Consider the following 11,621-nt stretch of genomic DNA (forward strand, 5'->3'; position numbering starts at 1 on the left):
CATAATCGGGAAGGACCGGGTGCAGCGTCGATGGTGCACACGATCAAAACTCATGCCCCAACGTCGGTGGTGACCAGGTTTCCGCCCGGAGCAGGCTGTCTGCTCGACTGAGCACTGGCGACGATGCGGCACACCTCAGGCGGCGCAGTCACCTGCACCCAGTCACGATCGGTCCGGTTCTCCGCCGAGACCGTGGCGATCAGGTCCACCTGCCCCACTTGAAGGGAGTAGGTGACCTGAGAGCCGAGATAAGTCCTGTGCTTGACCCGTGCCCTCCAACTGTTGGGGCCGGAATCGCCGTGCGTCTCGATCTTGAGAGCCCCGGGACGAACGAGGACCGATGACTTCCCGGCACCTGGGAGCGGATCTGACGTTGTGGTGCACCTGACCTCCCCGAGTTCGGTCTTGGCCACCACCCGGTCGCTGTCCTGCCGAAGATCAGAAATGGGAAGCAGATTGACCGGCCCGACGAAATCCGCCACAAATTCATTGACCGGCCGTTCGTAGATCTCTTCGGGAGTACCCGCCTGGACGACGGCGCCATCACGCATCACCAGAATGCGATCAGAGAGCGACAACGCCTCCTCGCGGTCGTGTGTGACATACAAGGCGGCAAAACCGATGCGCTGCTGGAGTTCTCGCAACTCGAACCGCATCCGCTCCCGAAGCTTCGCATCAAGGTTGCTGAGCGGTTCGTCAAAGAGCAGAAGGTCCGGCTCGTAGACCAGTGTGCGCGCCAATGCAACACGTTGCTGCTGCCCACCACTGAGTTCGGAGGGGTACCGCCGGGCAAGATGCGTACAGTCCATCAACTCCAGCATTCGCCCAACACGATCATCAACTTCTCCATGCCGAGCCTTGTCGCGTTTGCCAATCCCGTGACGCAGCGGGAAGCCAACATTTTCGGCGACGGTCATGTGTGGCCAGACTGCGTACGTTTGAAACACCATTCCCAGTCCGCGCCGTTCAGGCGGAACATAGGCGCCGGACTCCGACGAAAAGACGACCTGGTCACCGATTTCGATCACACCGCTCGTCGGCGTCTCCAACCCCGCTATGGCCCGGAGCGTCGTGGTCTTCCCACACCCGCTGGGTCCGAGCAGACAGATGAACTCGCCGCGCTCGAGCGTCAGATCCAGGTTGTCCACGGCCACCGTGGTGGTGCCATGGGACTGATACGCCCGGCGGAGGTTTCGTACACGAACTAGTGGCATCTCAAGTCCTCACATCGATGTGGCCGGCGAAGCCGGAGTGGGCTCGAATTGGATCAGGGTGAACTCGGGCGACGAGCCGGCTGTGGTGAATCGTGCGGAAAGCGGCATCCCCATGACAACGTTCTCGGGATCAACACCCACGACCTGACCCATCAATCGCACCGGAACGTCATCCAGCGCAATGATGCCCACGGTGTAGGGAACGTCCAGGTATCCAGGTGCAGTCGCGCGACCGACAACGGTCCAACTGAACAAGGTGCCGCTCGGCCGCTGTTGCTCCCAGGCGAATTCAGCGGCTCGACATCCCAGGCAGATCGCTCTGGGTGGCCAGTTCATCCGACCGCAACCGCAACAACGGGGTAGCACCAACTTGCCTAGTGCGGTTCCCTCCCAGTAGGGGGCGAACAACGGATCCTCCAGATCCGGCGCCGGTACGCTACGCAGGTCCATGACGCCTCCCGAGAACAGCGATGGATCCATCTCCGAGATTGCCCCATCCGGTCACGGCAATATGACGCGCGTTCTCAACTTGCCGTTCTTCGCATGTCCCACGCAGTTGGCGAGTGGCTTCCACAATGTGATTGAGCCCGACCATGTGGCCCTCCGACAGCAGCCCGCCGTGCGTATTGACCGGCAGCTTTCCGCCCAGCCGAATGCCATCCTCGAGGATCAGGCGCCCGATGGTCTCCGGTGTCGCAAACCCGGCAGCCTCTAGTTGGTGGGCAACCTCGAAGGTGAAACAGTCGTAGACCATCGCCGCGTCCATATCGCTGGGACCCAACGAAATCGAGTTCCACAGACGCGCGGCCGCCTTCTCGAGGCCGACGTGGAGGAATTCATCCCGGTTGGTGATGTCATCAGGCGGGTCGGCGTGCCCCTCTTCCGTCGCGAGAATCCCGACGCCGGGCCTCTGGCTTACCTCGCCCGGTTGGGCCGAAACGATGACCGCACAGGCGCCATCAGATTCCAGACAGCAGTCGAAGAGCAGATACGGATCCGCGATCATCCGTCCCGAGAGGTATTCCTCCAGACCCAGAGGGCGCCCGTACATCTGCGCGTCCGGGTTGAGGTTCGCGTGCGCACGAGCCGCCAGCGCGATCTCGGCGAGGTGCTCTCGCCCCAGCCCGTATTCATACATATACCGTCGACAGAGAAGGGCGTACCGCTGCGACGGCGTATTGCACCCGACCACATATTCCAGATGTGTGCGGAACTGCTGTGACGGAAGGAAAGACTTCCGTTGCGCTTTGCGCGGGCCGGAATTTCCCTTGATTGCCCGAATGAGAAGCACATTCTCGGCAGCACCGCCGAGCACATACAGCGATGCCATGCCGAGGGCTGACACAGCGCTGGCACCGCCTATGTCGATGAGTGCGCGCAATCTGACATCGGGCAGAGACATCTGCGCCACGACCTCATCGGTGCCGATGTGCCCGTGGTAAACAATGATGCCGTCTATCTCGGCCACCTGGATGCCCGCGTCAGCCGCTGCCTTCTCTATTGCCTCGGCGGCCAACTCACCGACCGATCGCTCCGCGTTCTTGACGTACTTGGTGTTCCCGACCCCGCGTATGTAGGCCATGGCGTCCTTGGTCACGGCGAGCCCACTTCCTCGAACACCGCGCGGGCGTCGACGGCAAGAGCTCCATCGACGTTGACCATCACGGGGTTCACCTCGGCCTCTCGTAGGTGATCACCGAATGTCAGTCCCCACTCGGCGAACCGCTGCATCATGTCGATGAGCGCCTCACGGTTGGCCGGCTCGGCACCGCGATACCCGGCCAGCAGTCGATCCAGGACCGGATGGGAGGAGACCAGCGACGTCAGCTGAGCCTTCGTGGCCGGCAGGACGACGGCCTTCACATTTGGAAAGAGCTCAGCGTGGACACCACCCAGACCAAGGACGAGAAGCAGTCCGAACGCGGGATCTCGTTTCAGTCCCATCAGGACCTCGATCCCGTCGACCATCCTCTGAAACAGAATCCGCGACGAGGTCAGACCCTCCGTCCGCGCAATGTCCGCGAAGGTGGCCAACTGATTTCGAAGTTGGACCGAATCCGTTATTCCGATGGCCACTGCGCCCTTGTCGGACTTGTGACTCAACTCCTGCGCGTCAATCTTCATCGCGAGCGGGTAACCCAGGTTGACCGCTTCTTTTTCCACCTCACCGACGTCGAGGCTGCCCTCGACCAGCGTGCCCGGTGCACAGGCGACGCCGGCCCGTCCGAGCGAATTCAGGGTGTCCCCCGCAGTAAGAGTTCTGGTGGCAGGGCTCCGGCCAGGTGCGGAACATGTTCTCGTCGACGCGGTCTCGGACAGCAGTTCCGTCAGTTCGATCGTTTGCTGGGTGTCCTGCTGATCCTGCCGGAACCGTGCGCTGGCCTCGGCCGCGTGAACTGCTCTTTGCGGGTCAGGAAACGCACTGATCCCAGCACGGCTGAGCACTGCTGCGACCTCGGCACTCATGCCGACCCAACCAACGTAGAGCTCCTGAGAGATCTGTTCCCGGACAACGGCCATGGCTTCTGCCACGGGCAGAGCAAGGGTCCCGCCGGCTCCACTGGCAACCACCAGCGCATCGATCGACGAGTCCTCGGCCATGGCGACCAACATCGCGGGAAGCATCTCTGGACTGGCCCACGTACCAGTCACGTCAACGGGGTTCTCGAGCCCGTCCTGAGCGGAGATCGATTCGACCGCGGCTCGAACGTCATCCGAGAGGGGTGGAAGTCTCCAGCCGAGATCGCTGAGGCAGTCCGCCGTGTACGCCCCCGCTCCACCAGAGGTCGAGATCACCGCGGCGCGACGGTGGTGTTGTTGTTGCCCTCGTGGCACTGCCTGCATGACCAACGCCGCCGCGACGTCGTAGAAACGCTCGTAGCTGGATACCCGGAGCATTCCGCTCTCATGGGCGACCGCGACAAACCCCTGCTCCACGCCGGCCAATCGGCCGGTGTGGGTCTGTACGGCTTCCCGGCCGGCGCCGGAGAGCCCCACCTGAAGCAGGACAACAGGTTTGCCCAGGACTCGGGCTCTGAGCGCGGCCCGACGAAACCGCGCCCCGTCTGTGATGCCCTCGACGAAGAGAAGCACGACGCGGGTGGCTGGATCCTCCACCACCTGTTCGAACAACGCCTCCAGCGACAAGGCGGCCTCGTCACCGGTGCTGATGAGCCAGGAATACCCCACTCCACTACCTCGGAAGAGCTGCAGCAGGTAGGAGATCGACGAGCCGCTCTGCGAAATCATCGACAGCGATCCGGGCGTCAAACCGCCGTCGTGTGCCCCCGAAGCGAAACTGCCGTTCACCATCGCACCTCCGCAGAGGACGCCCATGGAATTGGGGCCGATGACCCTCATGGCGTAACGATTTGCCACCTTCCGTACGCCTGCCTCGAACGACGCGCGCGCATCTGCGCCTCGCGACTCGCGGGTCAGCACCACACAGGTCTGCACCCCTAGTTCGCCGGCCTCGGTCAGCACGTCCACCACACCGGATACGGAAATCGCGATGATCACCAGGTCCGGAACACTCGGAAGATCGGACAACGTCGAGAATGCGTCGACGCCCATTACCTGGCGCCCGTGGTATCGGGGGTTGACCGCGTAAATTTTCGTGCCGGTGGCTGAGTCCACGAGATTTCGCAGCACTCGCGCCCCGTAATAGTTCTTTCCGCCGAGTTCCGAAGCGCCGACCACGGCCACGCTACTGGGCGCGACCAATCCAACTTCGTTATTCACGTGATTCGCTCTTCCCTGGATGTTTTGGCAAAGTCGTCATCGACGTCAAGAGCGTCCAATGAGGCCCATGAACAGGTCGTAATCCTGAGCCATCTTGTTGATGTCGGGGATGTACATCTCATCCGGATTCTTGATCGCGCCGGGAACGTCTAGGACCGAATTGCCGCGGCGGTCTCCAGCCAAAGCAGTTTGGCCCTCGATACTCATCGCATAGTCCATGAACACCCTCGCCGCATTGGGATGGGGGGATTCACTTGCCACAAATGTTGTGTTCAAGAAAGTCGGTGCGGGCTCGAGCTCGACATAATCAATCGGTGCGCCCTGCTTCTTGAGAGCCTCGATTTTGTGGAGAAACCCTGGACCGATGGCAGACTCCCCGGCCGCGATCCCCTGCACAAGCGAGTTGGCTTCGTCCCAGAAGCGTGGATTGAGCTTCATTATGTCGGTAATAAATTCCTGCCCGAACGTCTCCAGATAGTACCTGTACAGGTTCGTGTGCGAATCCGTGTCGGGTCGGGGTTCCCAGAAGCCCATCCGGTCTTTCCAACGGGCGTCCCTCATGTCGGCCCAGCTCTTAGGGACCTCATCCTTCGTGACCAAGTCGGTGTTGTATGCCACCCCCATGACGGTCGGCGTCAGCACCATCGTCCCGTCTTTCCAATACTTCGGGTCCCAAGCATCAGCGTTCGGTAGCTTGACATCGGTTGCCACGATTCCCCTCTTGAGAGCGTCTTGTAGCCACAGAGGTGAGGCCAGATCCACGACATCTGCAATCCACGAGCGGGCCGCAAGGTCGTTCTCCATCCGTTCGATCAGGGTGTTCGAGCCGCCCGCTGACCTGTACACGTCAACACCGATGTCGGGGTACTTCTTCTTGAAGCCTGCCGTGAGGTTGTCGATGACGTCCTGGCCGATCGAGAAGTAGAGTTGGACCTGCCCCTCCTTCTTGGCGGCCTCGACAACCGCATCCCAACTATCGGGGACCGTTGGTCTCGCGGAGTCAGATTCATTTCCCGCTCCACATGCACTCAGGGCAAGACTGAAGAGGACGGCACCCGCACCCGCCAACACTTGACGCCGCGAAAAGTTTTCCATAACGCACCTTCCAGAATTCTTCGTTGGATCTTGGTTGGTTAGTTGGTTTCCCGATTCGAGCTTGGATTGTCAAAAGAGATCGGCTATTGGGCACCCTTGAAATTTCCGACCCGTTGCACGATTAAAGTCAAGATCGCTGACAGTGCAACAACCACAAGGCTGACTGCAGCCAGCCTCGGAATCGACCCGTCGTTCCACAGCTGCAGAATCTCCACCGAGATAACGGGCGTTGATGGACTGGCAACCAAGGCTGATGCCGAGAGTTCTCGCGACATCAGAACAAAGAGGAAAAGCCATCCACCGGCGATAATGGGGCCGATCAGTGGCACCGCAATGCGTCGAAAGGTTGTCAGCCATGATGCCCCGCAGACGTACGACGCCTCGTCCATCTCCGAACTTCCCTGCTGGAACGCGGCCGTGGCAGTCCGAGTCCCCTGCGGCAGATAGTGCCCGACATACGCGATCAGCAGGAGGACGTTGCTGCCGTACAGCGCGAAGGGCGGCCCCAGATAGACGATGAGCAGACCGGCGCCCAGAACCGTGGCCGGTACTGCCGCCGGGAAGGTCGAGAGGTAGTCCAGGACTCCGCGACCCTTCAGGCGACTACGGACAACGGTGTAGGCAATGAGGACGGCCATCAGCATGCCAACCGTTGCTCCGATCACACCGAGCCAGCCACTGTTCAGCAACGATGTGGTCACCAGATTCGACCCGTCCGTGAGCCAGGTGAAGTTCTCCAGGGTAAGGCCGTCAAGGCTGATCTTTCCGCTCCAATAGTTTTGGAGCGAGACATTGATCAGCGCGAAGACTGGGAGGATGACCGTCACCAGCACATAGCCAACAACGCCGGCAAACAGTGGCCAGCGCCATCGGCCCAACGACAAGCGGTTGCGACGCAACCCTTTTCCGCTCATGGTGACGAATCGGGAACACTGGCGGAGCATGCGACGCTGAAACCACAAAACACTCATAGTGACAATGACCATGATGGAACTCAAGACGGCGGCCGGAGCAATTTCCCGTGGGTATCGGCGCAAGAAATCGTAGATGAGAGTGGTGTACACATTCACATCTCCAGCCTTGCCGATGATCTGCGGGATTGAGAAGTCTGCGAGAGCAGATATAAAGGCCAACATTGCGCCGGCCATGATGGCTGGACGCAGCAACGGGATCGTAATTTTACGTAGGATCGTGATTGTGGATACGCCGGCCGACCGGGCAGCCTCTTCATAGGCTCCGTCATACTGCTGAAAAGCGTTGGATATCGTCAAATACACGTACGGCGTGATGTAGATTCCGATAACCCACGTCACTCCCCACACGTTGTAAATGTTGATGGGCCCGATTGCCCCTCCAGAAACTGCGCGAAGAAATCCATTGATCAACCCGACGTCCGGCGACAGCAGGAGAACCCAGGCCACCGCACCGACAACGGGCGGGAAGAACAGCGGCATGATCGGCACGATGCCAAGAAAGCGGGCGAACGGGACGTCGGTCCGTGTCACCAACCACGCCAGCACCACACCGCTGACAAGCGCGATAACGGTCGCGCCCACCACGACGATCGCGGTGTTCAGCGTTGCCGACAAGACGACCGACGATGCCAAGGTCTCACGGTACCAATCCAACGTGAAACCAGATTCCGGCATGTAAAAGCTCCGGCCAAAAATACCAATACTTGGCGCCACCACCGAAAAAACAACGAAGGCAGCCACAATGCAGAGGATGACTATTGGCCATCGATGAGACCCCATCGACCTGCCTTTAAATGGCAACGAACGACGTCGACTGGGCACCTTTAGATCAGCCATAGCAGCCATTACCCTTTCAAAGTAAGGGCGCTTCACCTTGGGAGTGATGGCACCTTTAATAATTTGTCAACTGTTCGCTCGAGAACGTTGCCTATCTAGATAAAACATTACTTGAGACAACGTTGTCTCGATGTTAGGCTAATCGCCAACAAGTCGTCAACCCCCTACTTTCGACCCGACCATGACGTAACCCCGACGGCGCCTCTCGGCACCGATCGTGAGGCGACCCGCGAGTCGCGTCCCAAAGCATCAAAACGAAAGGCACCGCGATGCTTGATAGTTTCGAACGTCCACGGATGACGACACGAGTCGAGCACAGCGTCCTCTACAGAAATGAGGGGGAATTCTGTGGCATGCCGTTCCTGTTTGGGCTCTGGAGGACTGCGGACGACTCACTGCTCGCCTCATTTCGCCGCGTCCCCGTCAACTATTCGAACGCGGACGACATCCACCACGACAATCTGACGGTCTCCCGCGGCAAAGTGGTGACAACGAGGTCGCACGACAACGGCGAGACCTGGGATCTCGAGTCCATGGGCGAACTCATGGATCTTTCGACGACGTCCGACCAGATCGAGGCTGACGGCGCCGCGGACTATTCGCTGGAAGGACCGGTCGACTTCCACGATAAGGACGTGTTGGTCGCCAGCGGTGGACTTCCGGCGATCTTTGTCCCTGATGCACGTCCATGGATGCGCATCTCCACCGACGGCGGCCGAGTCTGGCGGCGTCCGATTTTCCTGCCGATGTCGGGTATGTCCTCATTATCCGGGCAAGGATCATCCGCAGTGAGGGCAGATGGGATGTGCCTAGTCGCGCTGACGGCTGTAATGCCCGATGGTTGGACCCGCTGGCCATTGGTCTATGCGAGTCCCGACGGAGTGCGGTGGAATTTTCTCTCATTCATCACTCCCATCGGGGATTGGGAGGCTCTGGACGAGAAGTCGGGGTCGCCACGATTTGGCGCTCACCGCTATTTCTACCCACGACCGTTGTTCTTGCGTAGCGGCCGGTTGATAGCAACCGTGCGGTGCCAGCGCGATCCGACCACCGTGTTGTGGACAGAACTGTTTGAGAGCATGGATGGTGGCCGGACGTGGCAGTTCATCTCGCGGGTCAACGATTGGGGTGCGCCCGGTGACATCACCGAACTGAGCGATGGCCGCATCGTCTGCGTCTACGGCTACCGACTTCCGCCGTACGGAGTTCGATATCGGGTCAGCGACGACGGAGGGCATACGTGGGGTTCCGAGACGATTCTGCGTGCTGACGGTGGCAGCTGGGATCTTGGCTATCCTCGTGTCATAGAAATCGAACCCGGCAAGTGCCTGGCCATCTACTACTTCAATCTCGCCCACGACGCGATCCAGATGAACGGTGGGGTGCGCCACATAGCGCAGTCTGTCTTTATCCCGGAATAGGCGCTGCCCAGGAAACACCCGGACCTCCTTGGATGGTCCTCGGCGGAGGTGACACGATCTGGATGTGATGTTGTACGCCCTGGAAGTCGATCGCCCACACCACATTCGGTGCGTCGGCCAGAATCGGTGGGATCGACCAGATACCAGCCGTCTTGCGCGGGCTCACGACTTTGACATGAAGGCCCTCATCTGGGCGTCCGGATCAGCCAGGGTCTGCGACAACGGCAGGCGGCGGTGGGTGGAACGAGCCAGCCCAATAACCTTGCACGCCAACCGATCCGACATGCCCAGAATGTCTTTGAGCATGTCCACGGCGCGGCGCTTGGCAGCTGGGCTCAGAATTTGCCCCTCGCGACCTCCCGCAACGCGTCCTTCTCCAACTCGGCATCAGCCAGCCGCTTGTGCGGCGCCAGTTGTACAGTGTCGGCGGCGATCTCCTCACCGGTCTTGCCCTCCGCGGTGAGCTCATCAGCGCGGTGCAACTTGCCCACGATGTCCTCAGCGAAATGGCGCTTCCGACCACCCATACGTTCATCCTTCTCGCCCGACATCGCGCCACAGGACTCTAAAACACGCTGGAATCATGAGACCAGCCTCGCCGCCTCACTTCCCGCACGAGCCAAGTTATGACGCCGAACGGCCAGCCAGCGACCTCGACGGATAGCGGAGTAAGCATCCGTTCTCAGCGACCCACGACGACGGATTCTCCGGCGGACTGCTGACGATCGAGACCCGTCGGATTCCTGGCACCGAGGTAGCCGCAGGGCTGAGATACTGATACCCGTGGGTGTGCTTGACGGGTTCTATTCGACGTGGTCGAAGGCGCGGGAGACCTTCGGGCAAGGCACTCCTGATGACGGGTCGCAATACGACGGCAGTTCCAAGCTGATGCAGATGAAGACCGCCGTGGAGGCGGCCGCACCCGATGACCGGTGGCAGGGCAGCGGGGCCGACGCCTACGCGGCGGCCAACAAAGAACACGCCGCCGTGTACGGCAAGCTCGCCGAACTCGACAAAAAGATGGCGGCCGAGGTGAAGAACGCGGCCAACGTGGTGACCGCCGGTCGGGAGAATCTCGACACCACCCGTAACTGGGTGGACAGCATGGTCAAGTCGCTGCCGGAGACCTCTGCGGCCGACCGCGAACGCAAGCTGGTGCCCATCGCCAACGAAGGTGTGACGAAGGTCAGCACCATCGTCGAGAACGCCACCCGAGACATGACCGGCATCAGCGGACGCATCACCGGCTACAAAGGCGAATACGACGCCCTGACCAACCAAAAATTCGCACCCGGGAGCGAGAAGCCACAACAGGGACCCGTCCAAGGCCCACCCAGCATGTCCACCGCTCCCAGCGGACGGTGGGACGGCCCCCCACCCGCTGGCGTGACGCCAGGCACCGGGTTCTGGGCAGTCGATTACTCGAAACCGTCAGACGGCAAATCGCCCTTCCCAGCGCCTGCGCCATACCAATCCGGCCCGCCCTGTTTGACTGAGGAAACTTCGACCGGTCCGACCTCGGGGGTATTGACGGTGGGCGGCTATAACCCCCAAAGCAAAGATGCGCGCGGATTTGACCTGCAAAATACTTATCGATTTCGAATCTCCGGCACCGAGTTCAGCGGGGACACGAGGATGGTCAACGTTGATGGAAACTGGTATCAGGCACAGTGGCAAAACTATCAGTACGAAATGAATAAAATACCTGTCATCCAAGGAGCAGGCGACCTTGGAGCAATTACAGTGCCCATAATGAGTGAAGCCGATGACTGGCAACGCGTTTCCATTCCCCAGATCATCCGTGAATCCGAGCTGTATGACGGCGGCACATTTTATATTCCAGATGGGACTGGAGCATCCACCAAAGTTGTTGACGGTAAATTCCAAACGAGCACGCCAACCGTCCCCATAATGAGAAGTGGAGGTTGAGATGAGATGCCCGGAAACACAACGTCAGGCTCGCGGATTGCGAAAATTTGCATCACTGCGTCCAACTACGAATAGAAATTCGGTCTGATGTCTGGAATCGCGATTACCGCCGGAACGCTTCTCTTGATGGCGTTATTTATCCTCTTGACGTACCGCCATTTCCGGAACATCGCGTCCGGCCGAAGGGACCCAATCATTAACCCCGGTTGGACCACCAACATGAGACCAGCCTCGCCGCCTCACTTCCCGCACGAGCCAAGTTATGACGCCGAACGGCCAGCCAGCGACCTCGACGGATAGCGGAGTAAGCATCCGTTCTCAGCGACCCACGACGACGGGTTCTATTCGACGTGGTCGAAGGCGCGGGAGACCTTCGGGCAAGGCACTCCTGATGACGGGTCGCAATACGA

9 protein-coding genes are annotated in these 11,621 nt (G+C 60.1%); 2 read left to right on the plus strand and 7 right to left on the minus strand.

What is annotated here, in order from left to right:
- Positions 1–50 precede the first annotated feature (50 nt).
- The 6 genes from M1247_RS28535 to M1247_RS28560 all read right to left on the minus strand — a co-directional run bounded on the left by M1247_RS28535 (position 51) and on the right by M1247_RS28560 (position 7,765).
- The gene (locus M1247_RS28535) at positions 51–1,148 is read right to left on the minus strand and encodes an ABC transporter ATP-binding protein (RefSeq protein WP_317159765.1); all 1,098 of its coding nucleotides are present in this window, start codon (positions 1,146–1,148) and stop codon (positions 51–53) included.
- Between the two features lie 75 nt (positions 1,149–1,223).
- A complete protein-coding gene (locus M1247_RS28540) occupies positions 1,224–1,664 on the minus strand; it encodes a Zn-ribbon domain-containing OB-fold protein (protein WP_317159766.1) in 441 nt (146 codons plus the stop codon).
- The gene (locus M1247_RS28545) at positions 1,651–2,811 is read right to left on the minus strand and encodes a thiolase C-terminal domain-containing protein (RefSeq protein WP_317159767.1); all 1,161 of its coding nucleotides are present in this window, start codon (positions 2,809–2,811) and stop codon (positions 1,651–1,653) included. The genes M1247_RS28540 and M1247_RS28545 overlap by 14 nt, the downstream gene beginning before the upstream one ends.
- Positions 2,808–4,955, minus strand: a complete 2,148-nt coding sequence (locus tag M1247_RS28550) for an acetate--CoA ligase family protein (RefSeq protein ID WP_317159768.1) — start codon at positions 4,953–4,955, stop codon at positions 2,808–2,810. The genes M1247_RS28545 and M1247_RS28550 overlap by 4 nt, the downstream gene beginning before the upstream one ends.
- Before the next feature lie 45 nt (positions 4,956–5,000).
- Positions 5,001–6,050, minus strand: a complete 1,050-nt coding sequence (locus M1247_RS28555; RefSeq protein ID WP_317159769.1) for an ABC transporter substrate-binding protein — start codon at positions 6,048–6,050, stop codon at positions 5,001–5,003.
- An 83-nt stretch (positions 6,051–6,133) separates the two neighbouring features.
- Positions 6,134–7,765, minus strand: a complete 1,632-nt coding sequence (locus M1247_RS28560) for an ABC transporter permease (RefSeq protein WP_317159770.1) — start codon at positions 7,763–7,765, stop codon at positions 6,134–6,136.
- A 392-nt stretch (positions 7,766–8,157) separates the two neighbouring features.
- Between M1247_RS28560 and M1247_RS28565 the strand changes: the two genes are divergently transcribed.
- The gene (locus M1247_RS28565; protein WP_317159771.1) at positions 8,158–9,282 is read left to right on the plus strand and encodes a sialidase family protein; all 1,125 of its coding nucleotides are present in this window, start codon (positions 8,158–8,160) and stop codon (positions 9,280–9,282) included.
- A gap of 335 nt (positions 9,283–9,617) precedes the next feature.
- On the opposite strand, the gene M1247_RS28570 is transcribed toward M1247_RS28565, so the two are convergent.
- Entirely contained in the window at positions 9,618–9,809 is a 192-nt protein-coding gene (locus M1247_RS28570; RefSeq protein WP_317159772.1) for a hypothetical protein, read from the minus strand.
- A 256-nt stretch (positions 9,810–10,065) separates the two neighbouring features.
- On the opposite strand from M1247_RS28570, the gene M1247_RS28575 reads away from it, so the two are divergent.
- On the plus strand, positions 10,066–11,211 hold the full coding sequence (locus M1247_RS28575) for an EspA/EspE family type VII secretion system effector (protein ID WP_317159773.1): 1,146 nt from the start codon (positions 10,066–10,068) through the stop codon (positions 11,209–11,211).
- Positions 11,212–11,621 lie beyond the last annotated feature (410 nt).

Origin of the sequence: Mycobacterium appelbergii, assembly GCF_032883035.1 — a bacterium.
Classification (GTDB): Bacteria; Actinomycetota; Actinomycetes; order Mycobacteriales; family Mycobacteriaceae; genus Mycobacterium; species Mycobacterium appelbergii.